This is a genomic window from Paraburkholderia lacunae (genome assembly GCF_003353175.1).
GTDB classification, from domain to species: Bacteria; Pseudomonadota; Gammaproteobacteria; order Burkholderiales; family Burkholderiaceae; genus Paraburkholderia; species Paraburkholderia lacunae.
Genome location: NZ_QHKS01000007.1, coordinates 1 through 17,885, shown reverse-complemented (window position 1 = coordinate 17,885; position 17,885 = coordinate 1). Strand labels below are relative to the sequence as shown.

The following is a 17,885-nucleotide window of genomic DNA, read 5'->3' as shown; positions in this document are numbered from 1 at the left end:
TTGGCGCGCTTCGGACAAGCCTTGCGGCCTTGGCCTGCTAACAAACACTCCTCTTTTCCTTGCGATTCTGTAAAATCCGCGCACCCGCGCGACGACTACTTCACCGCGTGTTTTGAAGGCGGCGCCACGACCGCTACCTCCGTTTAGAGACAAGGAAAGACAACAACATGACCGACCTGACCGATCACACCGTGGCCTCCGCCCACGATACCCGGCGCCGTATCTTTGCGATCGTTGGCGCATCATCGGGCAACCTAGTCGAATGGTTCGACTTCTACGTGTACTCGTTTTGCGCGCTGTACTTCGCGCCGGCCTTCTTCCCGAGCGGCAACACCACCACGCAGTTGCTCAACACCGCGGGCGTGTTCGCCGCGGGTTTCCTGATGCGCCCGATCGGCGGCTGGTTCTTCGGCCGCCTCGCCGACAAGCATGGGCGGCGAACCGCGATGATGGTGTCGGTGTTCATGATGTGCGGAGGTTCGCTCGTCATCGCCTTATTGCCCACGTACGCGCAGATCGGCGCCCTCGCGCCTGCGCTGCTGCTGGTCGCGCGGCTCTTCCAGGGCCTGTCGGTGGGCGGCGAGTACGGCACCAGCGCCACCTATATGAGTGAGGTCGCGCTCAAGGGGCGGCGCGGCTTCTTCGCGTCGTTCCAGTACGTCACGCTGATCGGCGGCCAACTGTGCGCGCTGCTGGTGCTGGTGATCCTGCAACAGACGCTCTCGACCGAAGAACTGAAGGCGTGGGGCTGGCGCGTGCCGTTCGTGATCGGCGCGCTGGCGGCGCTGGTCGCGCTGTATCTGCGTAGATCGCTCGACGAGACCACCACCGCCGAAATGCGTCAGCGCAAGGAAGCCGGCACGCTGCGCGGCCTCTGGCAGCACAAGGGCGCGTTCCTGACGGTGCTCGGCTTCACGGCCGGCGGCTCGCTGATTTTCTACACCTTCACGACGTACATGCAGAAGTACCTGGTCAACACGGCCGGCATGCACGCGAAGACGGCCAGCAACGTGATGACCGCGGCGCTGTTCGTCTACATGGTGATACAGCCGGTCTTCGGTTCATTGTCGGATCGCATTGGCCGGCGTCGCTCGATGCTGTTCTTCGGCTTCTTTGCGACGATCGGCACAGTGCCGCTGCTGCATGCGCTGAAAGACGTGACGAGCCCGTATGCGGCGTTCGGCCTCGTTGTCGTGGCGCTGGCGATCATCAGCTTCTATACGTCGATCAGCGGGCTGATCAAGGCCGAAATGTTCCCGCCGGAAGTGCGCGCGCTCGGCGTCGGGCTCTCGTATGCGGTGGCCAATGCGGTCTTCGGCGGTTCGGCGGAATATGTCGCGCTGTGGCTGAAGTCGGCGGGCAACGAATCGATGTTCTACTGGTACGTGACCGCGCTGTGCGCGATTGCCGGCCTCGTGTCGCTGCGCATGCGCGATCCGTCGAAAGTGGGCTATCTGCGCAACGAGCCTTGAGCCTGAGCGACACACGTCAGCGCTGATTGAAAACGGCGGCCTGGGGCAACCCGGCTGCCGTTTTTATGTGGTCGGCGGACGCGGAAAAGCCGCTGCAAATCAGCGCCGCGAACCAGTGGCGAACCAAGCGCGAACCAGCGGCGCTACGTACGCTCACGCCACCACAATCTCCGTCCCCAACGCATGCAGCAGATCGCGCAGCGTCTCCGCCTGCGCCATCTTCGCGCCGCTGCGCAAATGAATCTGCAACGCGCGCCCTGCGATCCCGTCGACGGGATGCGCGAGCCACAGCTCCACCGCGAGCCCCAATCCTTCCGGCTGATTGACGACGACCGGCTCGATCACGCGCGGCTTGAAACAGGCACTGTCGGACATGGCGAACAACCTCCGTGGCTGATGACGGTTCGAGGTCCATCCTAATCAGCCGCGCGCTTCATACCAAGCGACAAATACGCGTTTGCTAATCAGCGGATGCTTAGCAGAAAACGCGCTTATTACAGGAGCATTTCGGCGCATTTCCGCAAGGACCGCTCGGCGGCGCGGCGCTCACGCTCGTACTCGCCTTGAGTTCCGCGCTTGCCTCGGCTGTGCTCGGCGTGGCCGGCGGCATCGCGTTGGCCATGGCCGGGCGTATCGCACGCGTGCCGTTGCTGCTCGCGATCGGTTTCTTTTGGCGCAGGCATGGTCCGGCGACTGACCCAGCACGAGCGCCGCTGCATGCTCAAACGAGTTCGGAGTGATCGGTCACGCGGTCCGTCACGACCGAGGGATCTGCGACAGCGTCGACGACAGCGGCGGATACCGCCGCTGTCGCAGCCACCGCGACCGCGACCGCCGCCTGCGGCCGCCTGGCCACCACCGCATGCGACAGCATCAGCAGATGGTAGTAGAGCCGCATGCTGAAACCGTAGTTGTACGCGAACAGATGCGTGAGCGCGATCTTGAAACCGAGTAGGGGCTCGCGATTCTTCGCGTAGACCGAAACGACGATCGGCACGAGCCGGCGCAATGCCAGTTTGCGCGAAGGCTCTAGTTGCGGCGGCAGTTCCAGCGCCTCGACGAACGCATACGCACTGACGCTCGCCGCCACCGTCGTGCCGCGTGTGCTGTGCGAGATCGAGGTCGCCGTCTTGCGATAGACCGACACGTACTCGTGCAGATAAAACACCTCGCGCGCCGCGAGACAGAGTTCGGTGCCGAACACGAAATCGCAGCACATGCCGTACTGCTCCCTATAACTGATCCGCTTCACGAGTTCGGCGTTGGCCATCCAGCCGTTGTTCGGAAACATCTGGATCAGTCCTGTTCTGCCGGGCAGCGGTTGCAGGCCTTCCGCGTCTTTGGTGCGTCGAAACGCAGTGTTCAGACGCGTGCTGGCGTCGTAGTCGACGGCGCCGGTGTGATCGGCTTCGTATTGATCGGCGAACGCCACTTCAAGCTGCGGATGACGCGTCCATAGCGACACCAGTTTTTCGATGCCGTCGGTCGTGAGGAAATCGTCGTCGTGAATCAGCAGGATCTTGTCACCGCTCGCCCGCTCGAACAGGTTCGCGACATTGCGTGCCTGGCCGAGAGACGGCCGGTTCATCGCATAGCGAATGCGCGGCTCGTTCGGATAGCGCTGCGCGATCAACTGCTGGGTGCGCGCGTCCCTGGAATCATCTCCAATCACGATCTCCAGATTGCTGTATGTCTGCGCGAGGCACGAATCGATGCACTGCGCGATCAGCTCGGGCCGATTGCAGGTCGGCAGGCAAATGGAGACTTTCGGAGAGGAGCGTGAGCTTGAAGAGGTTGAGAAGGCGAACATGACCGTCTCCGTTTTTATCTGTTGAGGGGCGGCAGCCGGTTCGCTTTGCGCACACATTGCTGCCTGCAGCAAAATAGTCGATCGCGCGAAAAAAATAATCGGTAATAATTCGGAAAAAATGTCTTCCTTCCGAAAGGGCGTCGAAGGGTGAAATGCTGCGGCTTTGCTGCCTGACTGACAGCAAAGCCGCTTGCATGTTGATCATGGTATTTTTAAACCAGCTGACGGCGCACCCTTGCCAGATATTTTTTTTCAACTCGCTGACGGTTCATCCTCACCCGGTTTTTTGCCCGGACGACCGGCGGGCCATTTCATCCGAAGGTCGCCACGACGAAATCGATGAAGCTGCGCAGCTTGGGTGTCGATTTCCGATCGGGCGAGAACAGGATGTGCATCGGCCGCGACGGCGATTCATAGCCCGGCAGCACCCTGACAAGCTGGCCGCTGGCGAGATCTTCGTCGAGCATCTCGCGCGGCTGCTGGATGATGCCGAGGCCCGCCAGCGCCGCGCTGCGCAGCGCCTGCCCGTTGTTGATCGAAAAGCGGCCTTCGTCGACCAGATCGACGATGCGGTCGCTCAACGTCAGATCGATATCGACTTCCGGATACTGCTTCAGATAGCGCGCGAGGGCCGGCGTGAGACTGTGCGCGCCGAAGCTGACCGGCGCATTGACTTTCAGCTTGCCGCGCGGCGCGGCCTGCAAATTGGCCGCCAGCGCTTCGGCCGCGTCCGCTTCCGCCAGCACCGCCTTGCTGCGCTCGTAGAAGGCGCCGCCCGCTTCGGTCAGGCTTTGGCGGCGCGTGGTGCGGTCGATGAGGCGCATTCCGTAGCGCGCCTCGAGAAAGCGGATGTGCTTGCCGACCATCTGCGACGACAGCCCCAATGCGGCCGCCGCGGCGGAAAACGAACCGGTCTCCGCCGCTTTGACAAACACCGTCATGCTGGTAAGTCGATCCATGATTAGAAACCAGATGTTTCAGGAGATGGGTCAAAAGCGCGATTTATCGCCCCAACGGTTCGAATTATAGTGACTTCAACGATTACACCTAACCTGTTGGAGAGTGAGCATGCCGCGCATCGTACGAATTCATGAAAACGGTGGCCCCGAGGTGCTGAAGATCGAAGACGTGGAGGTCCCGCCGCCGGGCCTCGGCGAGGTTGCGTTGCACGTCAAGGCGTTCGGGCTGAACCGTGCCGAATCCATGTTCCGTTCGGGGCATTACGTCGAGGCCCCGGTGTTTCCCGCGCGCCTCGGTTACGAAGCCGCGGGTATTGTCAGCGAGATTGGAGCGGGCGTGACGAACGTGGCGGTCGGCGATCACGTCAGCGTGATTCCGCCGTTGTCGATCACGCGCTGGGGCATGTACGGCGAAGTCGCGACCGTGCCCGCCGAAGTGGTGGTCAAGCATCCGGAGTCGCTCAGCTGGACCGATGCCGCGGCGATCTGGATGCAGTACGTGACAGCATGGGGCGCGCTGATCGACATAGCGAAACTACGCGCGGGCGATGCGGTGATCATCACCGCGGCCTCGAGCAGCGTCGGGTTGGCGGCGATCCAGATCGCGAAGATGGTTGGGGCGACTTCTATCGCGACGACGCGTAAGCGTGCCAAACAGGACGCGTTGTCAGCGGTTGGCGCGGATCATGTGATAGCTACTGCTGAAGAGGATCTGGTTGCGCGAGTGCGTGAGATTACGGACGGCAAGGGCGCCCGGGTTGCATTCGATCCGGTGGTGGGGGCGACGTTCGAGCAGCTTGCCGAAGCGATGTGCGAAGGTGGGATTCTGTTCGAGTATGGCGCGCTGAGTGCCGAGCCGGCGGCGTTTCCGCTTTTTCCCATTCTCGCGAAGATGCTGACCGTTCACGGTTACCAGTACAAGCAGATCGTACGGAATCCTGAGCGCCTTGCTAAAACGAAAAAATTTGTACTCGATGGACTCACTACGGGAGGGCTGAAGCCCGTGGTCGATAAGATTTTTTCACTTGATCAGATTGTTGAGGCGCACCGGTATCTGGAGTCCAATCAGCAATTTGGGAAGATTGTCGTAGTGGTTTGATCTGGATTTTTGCCACGAAAGCAAACAGAACAACAGCAACACCGCAGGCCGGGAAGCAGCCGCTCAGGCAGCTTCCTTCACGAGAGAGACAATAAAATCAAGAAACGCCCGAACCTTGGCCGGCGGGTGATGCCTGGAAGGATAAAACGCATACAACGGATAAACCTCATCGCCCCAGTCGGGGAACAACTCCACTAACTTTCCATTGGCCAGCAACGACTCGGCCCCCAACGCAAGAATCTGCGCCACCCCCTGCCCGGCAGCGCACACACTGTGCAACGTGCCGACATCGTTTACAGTCAGCCGCCCCTGCGGTGTGATCACCATCTTCTTGCGTCCGCGATGAAACGCCCAGCTAAACGGATAGCCGGTCAGCGGATCACGAAACTTGATGCACACATGCTTGGTGTTTTCGAGTTCGGCCGGGCTCGCCGGTTGCCCATGTTTCTTCAAATACGACGGCGCGGCCACGGTCAGAATGCGCGTGTCCAGCAGCTTGCGTGCAATCAGCGAAGGCACCGGCGGCTCGCCGAAACGAACCGCGAGGTCGAACCCGTCTGCGACCATATCGCCCAGTTGATCGCGTGTGATCAGTTCGAGTTGCAGCTCGGTGTGCTTGTCGATGAAGCCGCTCAGTCGCGGACCCTGCACAAGACGCGAAAAGAACGGGTCCATGTTCACGCGCAAACGTCCGCGAACCGCAGTCGCGCCTTGCGCCGCCGATGCCGCCGCTTCTTCCAGGCCGCCGAGCAGCGGCACGATCTGTTCGTAAAAGCGCCGGCCTTCGTCGGTCAGCGTGACCGAGCGCGTAGTGCGGTCGAATAGCCTGATGCCCAGGCGCGCCTCGAGCCGCGCGACCGAACGGCTGACGCCGGATTGCGACATGTCGAGCGCTTCGCCCGCCGCCGCGAAACTGCCGCTGTCGACGATCGCCGTCAACACGCCCATTCCGTTCAGCATGCGCTCGTCAAATGGCATGGTGGTGTGACCTTGTGATGGATTCCATGCATCACATGCTAACTTGAAAGCGCGTTTTAACGTAGAGGCATAGTGTCGCCAATTGCTATCCGGAACGCTCGATAAATGACATATTGTCATGGGCTGAATGACAGCCACGCTATCGCGTCAGGCGCTCAGTTGGCGCCTCAGTTGGCGCTAGGCTGGGCGAATTCGCCGGATGCACGAGTCAATGCGGTTCTCGTCAAGCGTCGGGCATATTTCGATTGATTGCTGGAGCACGTCTTCATGTCCCGCATCTTTATTGCCGATGCGATTGTCAGGCGTCCGCTTGCCTGACTGAGGCAGCCGCCGTGCCGGTCGCGGCGATTCAGCGGCCCGTGCTAGCCGCCGCACGCGGGCGCGCCGTGCGGGCGCCCGGCACGTCTTCGTCGAGGTGACGGAACACCCACGCCGACATTAGCGTAATCACGCCGACGCAAACAAAGCTCAAGCGGAACCCGAGCGCCGCCGAACCCCATTGCGCGGAGAACAGGTTCACGAGGCCGCCGCCAATCGACACGCCCAGTCCAATCGCCAGCATCTGGACCATCGAAAACAGGCTGTTGCCGCTGCCGGCGTCTTCATGCGACAGGCCTTTGAGCGTGACGCTGTTCATCGCCGCGAACTGCATCGAGGCGCCCGCGCCGAACACCATCAGAATCGCGATCTCGACGGCGACCGGTGTGCCACGCGAGATGAGCGCGAAGGCGACGATCGATGCGCCCACGATCACCGTGTTGACGAGCAGGAACGTGTCGTAGCCATAGCGGCGCACGAGCGGCGCAATCCAGCGTTTCGCCGCGGCGCCGGCCAGCGCGGCGGGCAGCATCATCAAGCCGGAGTGCAGCGGCGTATAGCCGAGTTGCAACTGCATCAGCAGCGGCAACAGGAACGGCACTGCGCTCGCGCCGATGCGGCACAACAGATTGCCGATCAGCCCCACGCTGAAATTCGGTTCGCTGAAGAGCGCCAGTTTGAAGAGCGGATTGCGGCGGCGCCGTGCGTACGGAATGTAGGCGAGCGCGCTGACTAAGGCGAGCACGAAGAGGCCGGCCGCCCACGCCGCCCGATGCATTTCCACCGGCGTATCCACCGCCAGCGAAAACGCGATCATGCACAGCGACAGTAGCCCGCAGCCGGCGAAGTCGAACGGCGGCGCCTGCGTGGCCCCATGCGGCGGCAAAAACCGCTGGACCGCATACAGGCCCACCGCGCCGATCGGCACGTTGATCAGGAAGATCCAATGCCAGCTGATGGCTTGAACGAGCCAGCCGCCGAGCGTCGGTCCGACAATCGGCCCGAGCTGGCCGGAAACCGAAATGAAAGCCAGCGCCGACACGTATTGCTCGCTGGAGACGCTGCGCAGCACCGCGAGCCGTCCGATCGGCAGCAGCATCGAGCCGCCCAGGCCTTGCAGCACGCGCGCCAGCACCAGTTGTCCCAGCGTATGCGCGCTCGCGCAGCAGATCGAGCCGAACACGAACACGAGGATCGCCGTGAAATAGACCCGCCGTGTGCCGAAGCGGTCGGCGAGCCAGCCGGAGGCGGGCGTGAGCATCGCCATGGTCAGCGTGTAGGCGACCACGATCGGCTGCATCGCGAGCGGCGAGACGTGCAGGCTGGTCGCCATCGACGGCAACGCGGTGTTGACGATCGTCGTGTCGAGCGCCTGCATGAAGAAGCCGGCGGCGACGATCCAGAGCAACGCGGTGTGGGATGAACGCTTGGTCATTGAGAGGGCGAGGGCGCGGCATGTGGCCGTGCCCTCGGGGGAATCGTTCTGGGACTCCGTCATCTTATTGACATCCTCGTCAATCGGGAACCCTGCTGGGGCGCTGACTGTCATCGACTTTGCCGATGACCAGGGCGACAATGGCGCATGCTCAATCCCATCTGGCTCAAGACCTTTTCGACGGTGGCCGCCTGCCATAGCTTCACCGAGGCGGGGCGGCAACTCGAACTGACGCAGTCGAGCGTCAGCGAACATATTCGCCGGCTCGAACAGAGCGTCGGCCGGCGGCTGTTCGTGCGCGACACTCATTCGCTCGCGATGACGCCGGACGGCGAAGCCATGCTCGCGCATGCCCGCGTGATCCTGCAGGCGCTCGCGCGAGCCGAATCGCAGTTTCGCGCGCCGCGTCTGAAGGGGCGCGTGCGGCTCGGCTCGTCGGACGACGTCGCGCTCGGACCGCTGCCGGCCGTCCTGGCGGCGTTTCGCGACGCGCATCCCGATGTCGAGCTGGAAATCACCATCGGTATGACCGGCAGGCTGTACGAATTGCTGGACGCCGGTTCGATCGATCTGCTGGTCGGCAAGCGGCGTCTCGGCGACCGCCGCGGCGTGCCGCTTTTCACAGGTCGGCTGGAGTGGCTGGCGCGCGTGGGCACGCACGTCGATCTCACGCAGCCGCTGCCGCTGATTCTGGTCGCCGAGCCGAGCGTGACGCGGGCCGTGGTGCTCGATGCGCTTGCCGAAACAGGTTTCAGCTGGCAGGTGGTGTGCACCAGCAGCAGTCACGCGGGCTGCATCGCGGCTGCCCGCGGCGGGCTGGGCATCACGGTTCGTCCGCAGTATCTGGCGGCGCGCGGACTCGCGCCGCCGCTGAACGCCGCCAGCCTGCCGACGCTGCCGTCGGTGGAATTCATCTCGCTGGCAGCCAAACGGCTCAGCCGTCCGGCGGGTACGTTGTTGCAACTGTTGCACGACAGCGATTTGCGCGGCTCCTGGATCGGCGAATAACAGCGCGCTTTTCCAGCGCGCTGTTGCGGACTTGCGGAAAGCGTGACCCGGTCACCTGGGTTGGTGAAGCCGCCGCCAGTGTCTCGAACTCGCTTCGAAACGCGTACCATGCCGATAGGATTCCAGAAGAATTCGCTATGACATACCTGGCGCCCGGATGCATCGGCGAGGCACCCGGATCACCCATGCGCGGCTCCCAGCGACCATACGCTTCGTAATGGCATCGTTGCCGGGCCTGGTGCGATTCTGTATGGTGGATTATCGACCTACCCAAGAGATATCGAATGACGTCCGACGCAAACCAGCTTCCGCAACCGATTCGCACCGATGTCCTGATCGTCGGGGCCGGGCCCGTGGGCCTCTTCGCTGCTTTCGAGGCGGGCGTGATCGGCCTGTCGTGCCAGATCGTCGACGCGCTCGGCAAGATCGGCGGCCAGTGCACGGAGCTGTATCCCGACAAGCCGATCTACGACATTCCCGCGATCCCGGCGTGTACCGCGCGTGAACTGGTCGACCGTTTGATGGTGCAGTGCAAGCCGTTCGACGTGCCGATCCATCTGGAGCAGCGGGTTCAGTCGGTCGAACAGCGCGACGACGGGCGCTGGATCGTGCGCACCGACCGGGGCCTCGTATTCGACGTCGCGGCGATTCTGCTCGCCGCCGGCAACGGTGCGTTCGTCCCGCAAAAGCTGGCGCTCGCCGAGGCCGTGCCGCTGGAAGGCCGTCATGTGCACTACAGCGTGCCGCGTGTCGCCGATTTCGCCGACAAGACCGTGGTGGTGGCGGGCGGCGGCGATTCCGCGCTCGACTGGGCGCTCGCCTTGCGCAAGGTCGCGCACCGCGTAACGCTGGTGCATCGGCGCAACGGCTTCAGCGGGGCCGATTCGAGCGTCGCTGAGATGCGGCGTGCGGTCGAGGCGGGTGAGATGGACTTCATCGTCGGCGCGATTTCCGGGCTGACGGTGCAGGACAACGCGTTGAGGTCGATCGGACTGCGTCATATCGGAGGGGAAACCCAGCTCGAGGCCGAGCAGCTCGTCGTGCTGTACGGGCTGGTTGCGGACCTGGGGCCGATCGCGCAGTGGAACCTGTCGATCCACGGTGGCCGCGTCGACGTGGATACCTCCAACTATGAAAGCTCGCGGCCCGGTATTTTCGCCGTTGGCGACATCGCCAACTATCCGAACAAGCAGAAGCTGATTCTGTCCGGCTTTCACGAGGCGTCGCTCGCCTTGCGCAAGGCTTATGCGTATGCGTTTCCGGACAGGAAGCGAGTGCACGTCCATTCGAGCTACGACGCCAGGCTGGCGGAAAAGGTCGCGGCAGCAGCCTGACGGCTCGGCGGCCCAGCGGTGCCCTCAGCGCAGAGCCGTCGATTCCTTTGGCGATGAACGAGCTCGAGGTCTCTTCCTCTGATCCGACGAAGCGGTGGCACGAGGCTGGCCTGCTGATGAGCGGCAACAGGCGTTGCTCGCGCGGTTCCTACCCCCGGCCGCCTCGCGCGATCTCTTCGCCGGCGCCGTGCGGCATGCGCAAAGTAACCGGAATCGACGCGAACGAGCAGAGCCCCACCACCAGAAACGCCGGCCAGAAATCCGACCACGCGATGGCCGGGTGCCCATGCAGCACGCGTGAAATCTGCAGCACGATCCCGCCGATCGTCACGCCGAGCCCGAGCGACATCTGTTGCACCACGCTGCCGAGGCTCGTGGCGCGCCCCACGTCGCGGCTGGCGATTTCCGCATAAGTCAGCGAGTTCAGGCTGGTGAATTGCAGTGCGGGGAAAAAGCCGCCGAGCAGCACGACCACCCAGATGATCCAGATCGGCGTGCCGGGAAAAAACAGGCCGCACGCCGCGATCGACAGTCCGGACAGCGCTGCGTTGACCACCAGCACGGAGCGAAAGCCGAAGCGATGCAGCGCGCTCGAAGCGACCACGCGCATGAACATGCCGCCGAACGCGGACGCGCAGGTGATGAGGCCAGATTCGAACGCGCTCATCCCGTGCCCTTCCTGCAGCATCAGCGGCAGCAGAAACGGCAGCGCGCCGAGGCCGATACGAAACAGCGAGCCGCCGAGCACGCTTGCCTGGAAGGTCGGTACCTTGAAAAAGCGCAAATCGAGCAACGGCAGTTTGACGCGCTGAGCGTACGCGACATAGGCCGCGAGCAGGGCAGCGCCGCACGCGCACATGCCGAACGCGTCGCGATTGGAAATCAGCTCACCGCCGACCAGCGACAAACCGAGCAGAAGCAGCACCGCGCCGGCCGCCGATAGAAAGAAGCCGATCCAGTCGAGTGGACCCGGATCGGGCTCGCGCGTGTTGGCGATATGCCGGTTGGTCAGATAGATGCCGAGAATGCCGATCGGCACGTTGATGAAAAAGATCAGGCGCCAGTGCAGATACGTGGTGATGAAGCCGCCGAGCAAGGGGCCGGCGGCGGGTCCGAGCATCGCGGGAATGCTCAGATAATTCATTGCGCGGATGAAATCGGATTTGTCCACCACGCGGAAGATGATGATCCGGCCGACCGGCACCATCATCGCGCCGCCCACGCCCTGGACGAAGCGCGCGAGCGTGAAGGTGGCCAGCGAGTTCGACGCCGCGCACAGCAGCGAGCCGGTCACGAAGATGCCGATGGCGCTGCGGAAGATCGTGCGTGCGCCGAAACGGTCGGCAAGCCAGCCGCACACGGGAATGAAGACGCCGAGGCCGAGCACATAACTCGTCACCGCGATTTTCAGCGTGACCGGATCGCGGCCGAAGTCACGCGCCATGACCGGCAACGCGGTCACGATCACGTTGGCATCGACACTTTCCATGAACATCGCGCACGCGACGATGAGAGGCGCAATCAGGGCTTTCTGGGCGAGCGTCATGGAGGCGGGCTGCGGCGGGCAGGCGCGGGCAAAGGTGTGATTATTGCACCCGTACGGTGCGAATGGTGAATGCCCCGCAACCTGATGCCGCCCCTTTTCACGAAGCTGCAAACGGGCAGATGTGACCGTCGCACAACAGCCCGGCGGTATTTTTGATATTTGTTGCGGTGCGGCATCAGACGGCTATAATAAGGGTTATTGCCTAGGTATAAACCCTATACAGGAGTCCACGATGAACACCGCTACCAACACCACGACCGCCCACACGCTCCTCACCGCCAACACCACGTGGCTCGGCAAGCTCCGCGCGCTCGCGTTGCATGCGCTGAACCTGCATCTGCAGAGCTGTGCCGTGATCGCTGAAGCGTATCGCCGCCCGCAGTAATCAAAAAGTCAGTACGAAACAAGCGCGCAGCAAAATTAGCAATCGCCGCACTCGCGGCCATGGCCGCGCCAGCCGGCGGCTGAAACATGCGCCCGGGATCAGAGCCCGCATGCGCCCTGAGCGGTGAGGAATCAGCGGCTGGGAATCTCGAATACCAGACAGGTCGTCGTGGCATGCGCGTACAGCGTGCCGTCGGGCCCGACGAGGCGCGCTTCCGCCGTCGCCAGTTGCCGCCCGCAATGGATCACCTTGCCTTCGGCGCGTACGCGCTGCGCGCGTGGCGTCACCGCTTTCACGTAGTTCACGCTCAGCTCGGCCGTCGTGTAGCTGCGGCCTGGCGGCATCAGCGTATGCACCGAGCAGCCTAGCGCGGAATCGAGCAGCGTCGCGACCCAGCCGCCATGCACGGTTCCTAGCGGATTCAGATGCCGCGCGAGCGGCGTGCCCTGAAATACCGCGCGTCCCGCGCTGACTTCGACAATCGCGAAGTCGAGCGTGCGCGCGATCTCGGCATACGGCAGCTCGCCATTCATCATCGCCTGCAGGATTTCGAGGCCACTCTTGCCCGCAACCTGTTCAGGGGTGGCGACGCCGGGGCCGGGGCCCGCATTCAACTTCGCCAATACTTCCTGCTCCTGCGCGAGCCAGCGTTCGAGTTGCTGTTCGTTCGTCAATTCGTGTCTCCTGTCCAAGTGGAAAGCATGCGTCGCGATTCGATGCACCGTCGGCGATTAGAGCATCAAATCGCGTCGCGCCGCTGGAGGGCCGCCTCTGGACAAGCAGCTCAGCGCGGCCTGAAGCCGTTGCCGAGCGGGCGTCATCGACCTGATGTCGAATCGTCATCTCGCCGATCGCGATTAGCGTTTACACTCCTGCCCCCTGCGTGACTTGAGCGGCCGTAGCCGCTAATGCATTCGGCAATATCGACCGATTATCGGCGCGTATTGCTGCGCCAAGCCTCCAACCCTTATTCCGCCTCGCTTTGCCGGCCGGGATTAAATACCGGTGAGCTGCCTTACGCTGTCAACCTTTTACGGATTGTGCCGTTATCCATTTGTAATCGCCGGCTTAAGGCAACGCCGCGGCAGACGACCCGTCGCCCCGACAGCATCAAGACAGCACTCAGCAAGGCCGCACTACCTATGTTCCACCGATGTAGCAATAAATTCGACCGGCTAGGCGCGATGTTCGACCGTGCATCGAAAACGCTCGGCAGCCGGGGCATTCTCTCGCCCGTGCTAGCGCTCGTCGTTTGCGGGCTGCTGCTGGTTGTCTTGCAGCATCTGTCGCAGGCCGTCGACTACCGTTCGGTGATGCGCCAGTTGCGTCACCTGAGTGCTGCAGAATGGGCCGCGTCGCTCGGCGCGACCCTGCTCAGTTATGTCGCGCTGGTCGGCCGCGACGCGATCGGTTTGCGTTATCTCGGCGCCGTGGTGCCGCGCGCGGCGCTGTGGATCGGCGCGACCGCGGGTTCCGCGCTCGGCAACGCGACCGGCTTCGGCGCGTTGACCGGCGGGGCGGTGCGCGCGCGCGTCTATGGCGTTGCGGGCGTTACGCCTGCGCAGATCGGCCGCATGACGGTGTTCACGAGCGTCTCGCTGGCGCTCGCGCTGGTGCTGATGACTGCGCTCGGCATGGTATGCGCGGCCGAACCGCTTGCGTCGCTGCTGCATCTCGCGCCGCTCGCGCTTGGCTGGGGCGGCGCGGCGCTATTGACTGTGCTCGGCCTCGCCGCCGCCGCTTGCCGCGGCGAAAGCCGTCCGATCCGCACGCGCTGGCAGTGGCTCTCGTTCGATATTCCGGCGCGCCGCGATCTGCTCGCGCAAGTGGGGCTCGCGGTCCTCGACGTGATGGCCGCGGGCCTCGCGCTGTGGGTGCTGCTGCCGCATGCGGACGTGAGCTTCGTGACTTTCATCACGGTCTACGCGGCGGCGATGCTGCTCGGCATGATCGGCCACACACCCGGCGGCGTCGGTGTATTCGAAGCGGCGATGGTGTTCACGCTGAAGGGCAGTGTCGCCACGCATCAGATGGTCGCGGCGCTGCTCGCGTATCGCGCGATCTACTTCGGCGCGCCGCTGATCGTGTCGGCGGGACTGCTCGCCGGCTTCGAAGGCCGCGCGCTGAAGAGCCGTTTGCCGTTGCGGCACGCCGCGCACGCCTCGAAACTCGCGCCGCTGTTCCTGAGCCTCGTGACCTTCGTGGTCGGCGGCATGCTGGTGATTTCCAGTGCGACGCCCGCGTTCTGGCAACGTATTCAGATGTTGCGCGACGTGCTGCCGCTGTGGGTGCTCGAAAGCTCGCAGATGCTGTGCAGCGTGCTCGGCGTGCTGCTGCTGTTCGTCGCGCGTGGTTTGCTGCGGCGTCTGGATGCCGCGTGGTGGGTGACGCTGCTGCTGACGGTGCTGAGTCTCGGGTTGTCGCTCACGAAGGGTCTCGCGTTCGTCGAAGCGGGCGTGCTCGGTACGCTGATCGTCCTGCTGCTCGCCACGCGCCGCCGTTTCAACCGTCATTCGTCGCTGTTCGCCGAGCGCTTCACGGCGGGCTGGCTGGTGTCTGTGGCGATGGTGCTGATGCTGGCCGTCTGGGTGATGCTGTTTGCGTTCCGCGACGTGCCGTACACGCGCGATCTGTGGTGGCAATTCGCCTTCGACGAACGCGCGCCGCGGGCATTGCGCGCGACGCTGGCCGCGAGCGTCTTCGCGGCCACCTTCGCGTTCTGGCAGTTGCTGCGCCCGGCGCCGGGCCGCTTCGTCAAGCCCGCGCAAGAGGATCTGCTGGACGCGGCGCGCATCGTGCGCGCGCAGGAACGCAGCGACGCCGGTCTCGCGCTGATGGGCGACAAGAGTTTCCTGTTCTCCGAGTCGCGCGAGGCCTTTCTGATGTACGCGAAATATGGCCGTACGTGGGCGGCGCTGCACGACCCAGTCGGCCCGCGCGAAGAGTGGGCTGGCCTCATCAGCAAGTTCGTTGCGCTCGCGCATGCGCATAGCGGCCGTGCGGCGTTCTATCAGGTGCGGGCCAATGCGTTGCCGTTGTATCTCGACGCCGGCCTCACGCTGATGAAGCTCGGCGAAGAAGCCCACGTGGTGCTCGACGATTTCGACCTGAAGGGCTCGCATCGCGCGCATCTTCGCTATGCGCTCAAACGTGGCGAACGTGACGGCTTTACTGTCGAAGTGATCGATCAGGTGGACGTGCCCGCGTCGCTCGAGACGTTGCGGCAGATCTCGGACGGCTGGCTCGACAGCCGCGACGCGCGCGAAAAAAGCTTCTCGGTGGCCGCGTTTACCGACGAGTATCTCGCCGCGCAGTCGGTCATGCTGGTGCGGCAGAACGGCGAGCCGGCCGCTTTCGTGACCTTCATGACGACCGATCTGAACACCGAGGCGACGGTCGGCGTGATGCGCCACGTCGAGGCCGCGTCGGCGTATGCGATGGAATATCTGTTCACGCAGCTGGCGCTGCATCTGAAGCAGGCGGGTTTCCGCTCGCTCAGCCTCGGCATGGCGCCGCTCTCCGGCATGCAGCCCACGCCGCTCGCGTCGCGCTGGCATCGGCTGGCAGGAATCGTGTGGCGCTTCGGCGGCCGCTTCTACAACTTCCGCGGACTACGCGCTTTCAAGAGCAAGTTCCAGCCGCACTGGGAGCCGCGTTATCTCGCGGCGTCGGGTTCGGTGGGCGTGTTCCTCACGCTGGCGGACCTGTCATTGCTGGCGGGAGGCCGGCGTTCATGACATTGCATCCGGTTTTCAAGCTCGCCGTTGCGGCAAGCCTCGTTGTTTGCTGCGCGGGCGCTCAGGCGGCCACCACCGTGTCAGGTGGCCGCTACGGCGACGTTTCGGTCACGCAGCCGGTCGGTCCCTTGCGCGGCTTCGTGGTGCTCTACTCGCAAGCGGGCGGCTGGACGGCTGCGGACCAGCAGAGCGCCGATGCGCTCGCCAAGGCCGGTGCGCTGACGGTCGGCGTGGATACGGCGCGCTATGCGGCGAATCTGAGCGAAAAAAAGGAAGCCTGCCATCAACTGGTGGGCGATGCCGAAGCCTTGAGTCACCAACTCGAACGGCAATCGCAATCGAGCCGCTATTTCGCGCCGATCGTCGCCGGCACCGGCCAGGGCGCGACGCTCGCGATGCACGTGCTCGAGCAGGCGCCGTCGAACACGATCGCCGGCGCGGTCGCGGTGGATGCGCAACGCGATCTGGACCCGCGCTTTCAACCGTGTCCGCCGGACCCCACCGTGATTCGCGACAAGGTGCCGGGCTTCGTCGAGACGGCAACGACGGGCACGTCTGTTACGTCTGGTGCGTCTGGCACGTCTGGCCGGCCGCGCCTCGTCGCGTTGATCGCGCCGCATCTGCACGCGGCGCCGGCGAACGAGGACGATGTCTCCGATCTGCCGCTGATCGAGTTGCCCGCGGCGCATCCGAACGGCCTGATGGCGGTCGTGATCTCCGGCGACGGCGGCTGGCGCGATCTCGACAAGACCATCGCCCAGGCCTTGCAGAAAGACGGCGTCTCGGTGATCGGTCTGGACAGCCTGCGTTATTTCTGGAGCGAGAAGACGCCTGCGCAGACGAGCCGCGACCTCGCCCGCGTGATGCAAACCTATGCGGCGCGCTGGCATGCGGACCACATTGCGCTGGTCGGCTATTCGTTCGGCGCCGACGTGATGCCGTTCGCCTATAACCGCTTACCTGACGCGTTGCGCGCGAAGGTATCGCTGATCTCGCTGCTCGGCTTCGCGCCCGACGCCGATTTTCAGATTCGCGTCGGCGGCTGGCTCGGCATGCCGGCAAGCGACAAGGCGCTGAAGGTGCAGCCCGAATTGACGAGCGTGCCGCCCGCGATCATGCAATGCTTTTACGGCGAGAATGAGAAAGACACCTTGTGTCCGGCGCTGGCCAATACCGGCGTCGAGATCATCCGCACATCGGGCGATCACCACTTCGGCCGCGATTACAACGCGCTGGAGCGGCGCATTCTCAGCGCCTTCAGGAAGCAAAGCGGCCTACACGAATAATTACGCTGAATGAATTAGTCGCCGATCCTTAGCGAGCAGCGCTTCAGTCATGCGCGATGCGGTAGGCCGGCGGCGATATCGAGAAGCGCTGTGGCTCGAAGTGCGCCTAGGCCCGGTTGATCAAGCGGGGATTGACAAAGCCGGACAAGTCAACGAAGATCGGCTGCATGAACTGCCTCGACATCCGTATTGCGCTGATTATTAGCACCATTCATCGAATGGTGGGTTAGCGCGCGTCTGATAGCAGTGACATCAACCCGCCCCACGAGGCGGGTTTTTTTATGTCCGTCTCCTGGGGACTTTCTGGTGATTTGCCTTTGCCGCACAGGAGCTTGCCTTGCCGTTACTCGAACTCAAACAGGATGCCGAAGCCGCTGACAGCGTGGCCCTCCGGAACGACTACCTGAAGAAAACCCTGACCGCACGCGTCTACGACGTGGCGCGCGAGACCGAACTCGAACGCGCGCCGAATCTGTCGGCCCGCCTGCGCAATCCCGTCTATCTGAAGCGCGAGGACA

At 63.6% G+C, this 17,885-nt stretch carries 15 protein-coding genes and 2 pseudogenes; 9 read left to right on the top strand and 8 right to left on the bottom strand.

The window, feature by feature from the left end:
- The first annotated feature begins 167 nt into the window (after positions 1 to 167).
- Positions 168 to 1,472 (top strand): MFS family transporter, encoded by a 1,305-nt coding sequence (locus DLM46_RS11910; protein WP_115100977.1) that lies wholly within the window; start codon positions 168 to 170, stop codon positions 1,470 to 1,472.
- Between the two features lie 153 nt (positions 1,473 to 1,625).
- Here the strand turns inward: DLM46_RS11910 and DLM46_RS11905 are convergent, their stop codons facing one another.
- Entirely contained in the window at positions 1,626 to 1,847 is a 222-nt protein-coding gene (locus DLM46_RS11905; protein WP_115100976.1) for a hypothetical protein, read from the bottom strand.
- A 134-nt stretch (positions 1,848 to 1,981) separates the two neighbouring features.
- Between DLM46_RS11905 and DLM46_RS40200 the strand changes: the two are divergent.
- Positions 1,982 to 2,143 (top strand): annotated as a pseudogene (locus tag DLM46_RS40200) (amino acid ABC transporter permease); the annotation flags it as partial.
- 50 nt (positions 2,144 to 2,193) lie between these two features.
- Here the strand turns inward: DLM46_RS40200 and DLM46_RS11895 are convergent.
- Genes DLM46_RS11895 through DLM46_RS11890 form a run of 3 tightly spaced genes read right to left on the bottom strand, consistent with a single transcriptional unit; the run spans position 2,194 to position 4,241 of the window.
- The gene (locus DLM46_RS11895) at positions 2,194 to 3,186 is read right to left on the bottom strand and encodes a glycosyltransferase family 2 protein (RefSeq protein ID WP_244306157.1); all 993 of its coding nucleotides are present in this window, start codon (positions 3,184 to 3,186) and stop codon (positions 2,194 to 2,196) included.
- Positions 3,131 to 3,538 carry a hypothetical protein gene (locus DLM46_RS40195; protein ID WP_244306178.1) on the bottom strand — a complete coding sequence of 136 codons (408 nt, stop codon included), beginning with the start codon at positions 3,536 to 3,538 and terminating at the stop codon, positions 3,131 to 3,133. The genes DLM46_RS11895 and DLM46_RS40195 overlap by 56 nt, the downstream gene beginning before the upstream one ends.
- A 55-nt stretch (positions 3,539 to 3,593) precedes the next feature.
- Positions 3,594 to 4,241, bottom strand: a complete 648-nt coding sequence (locus tag DLM46_RS11890; RefSeq protein WP_115100974.1) for a LysR substrate-binding domain-containing protein — start codon at positions 4,239 to 4,241, stop codon at positions 3,594 to 3,596.
- A 109-nt stretch (positions 4,242 to 4,350) separates the two neighbouring features.
- Between DLM46_RS11890 and DLM46_RS11885 the strand changes: the two genes are divergently transcribed.
- On the top strand, positions 4,351 to 5,340 hold the full coding sequence (locus DLM46_RS11885) for a zinc-dependent alcohol dehydrogenase family protein (RefSeq protein WP_115100973.1): 990 nt from the start codon (positions 4,351 to 4,353) through the stop codon (positions 5,338 to 5,340).
- A gap of 63 nt (positions 5,341 to 5,403) precedes the next feature.
- Here the strand turns inward: DLM46_RS11885 and DLM46_RS11880 are convergent, their stop codons facing one another.
- Positions 5,404 to 6,318, bottom strand: a complete 915-nt coding sequence (locus tag DLM46_RS11880; protein WP_115100972.1) for a LysR family transcriptional regulator — start codon at positions 6,316 to 6,318, stop codon at positions 5,404 to 5,406.
- A 349-nt stretch (positions 6,319 to 6,667) separates the two neighbouring features.
- On the bottom strand, positions 6,668 to 8,071 hold the full coding sequence (locus DLM46_RS11875; protein ID WP_115100971.1) for a DHA2 family efflux MFS transporter permease subunit: 1,404 nt from the start codon (positions 8,069 to 8,071) through the stop codon (positions 6,668 to 6,670).
- Between the two features lie 147 nt (positions 8,072 to 8,218).
- Here DLM46_RS11875 and DLM46_RS11870 point away from each other — a divergent pair, with 147 nt between their 5' ends.
- Positions 8,219 to 9,079, top strand: a complete 861-nt coding sequence (locus tag DLM46_RS11870) for a LysR family transcriptional regulator (RefSeq protein WP_115100970.1) — start codon at positions 8,219 to 8,221, stop codon at positions 9,077 to 9,079.
- Positions 9,080 to 9,363: 284 nt separating this feature from the next.
- A complete protein-coding gene (locus tag DLM46_RS11865; protein ID WP_115100969.1) occupies positions 9,364 to 10,413 on the top strand; it encodes an NAD(P)/FAD-dependent oxidoreductase in 1,050 nt (349 codons plus the stop codon).
- Between the two features lie 148 nt (positions 10,414 to 10,561).
- On the opposite strand, the gene DLM46_RS11860 is transcribed toward DLM46_RS11865, so the two are convergent.
- A complete protein-coding gene (locus DLM46_RS11860; protein ID WP_115100968.1) occupies positions 10,562 to 11,959 on the bottom strand; it encodes an MFS transporter in 1,398 nt (465 codons plus the stop codon).
- 232 nt (positions 11,960 to 12,191) lie between these two features.
- Between DLM46_RS11860 and DLM46_RS39380 the strand changes: the two genes are divergently transcribed.
- Complete coding sequence (locus tag DLM46_RS39380) at positions 12,192 to 12,344, top strand: hypothetical protein (protein WP_165847961.1); 153 nt, start codon at positions 12,192 to 12,194, stop codon at positions 12,342 to 12,344.
- A gap of 131 nt (positions 12,345 to 12,475) precedes the next feature.
- Here the strand turns inward: DLM46_RS39380 and DLM46_RS11855 are convergent, their stop codons facing one another.
- A complete protein-coding gene (locus tag DLM46_RS11855; protein WP_115100967.1) occupies positions 12,476 to 13,018 on the bottom strand; it encodes a PaaI family thioesterase in 543 nt (180 codons plus the stop codon).
- Between the two features lie 510 nt (positions 13,019 to 13,528).
- On the opposite strand from DLM46_RS11855, the gene mprF reads away from it, so the two are divergent.
- From mprF to DLM46_RS11840, 3 genes and pseudogenes are all read left to right on the top strand, one after another.
- The gene (gene mprF, locus DLM46_RS11850) at positions 13,529 to 16,081 is read left to right on the top strand and encodes a bifunctional lysylphosphatidylglycerol flippase/synthetase MprF (RefSeq protein WP_244306132.1); all 2,553 of its coding nucleotides are present in this window, start codon (positions 13,529 to 13,531) and stop codon (positions 16,079 to 16,081) included.
- A complete protein-coding gene (locus DLM46_RS11845) occupies positions 16,078 to 17,367 on the top strand; it encodes a virulence factor family protein (RefSeq protein ID WP_115100965.1) in 1,290 nt (429 codons plus the stop codon). The genes mprF and DLM46_RS11845 overlap by 4 nt, the downstream gene beginning before the upstream one ends.
- Positions 17,368 to 17,704: 337 nt before the next feature.
- Positions 17,705 to 17,885: pseudogene (locus DLM46_RS11840) on the top strand (threonine ammonia-lyase, biosynthetic); the annotation flags it as partial.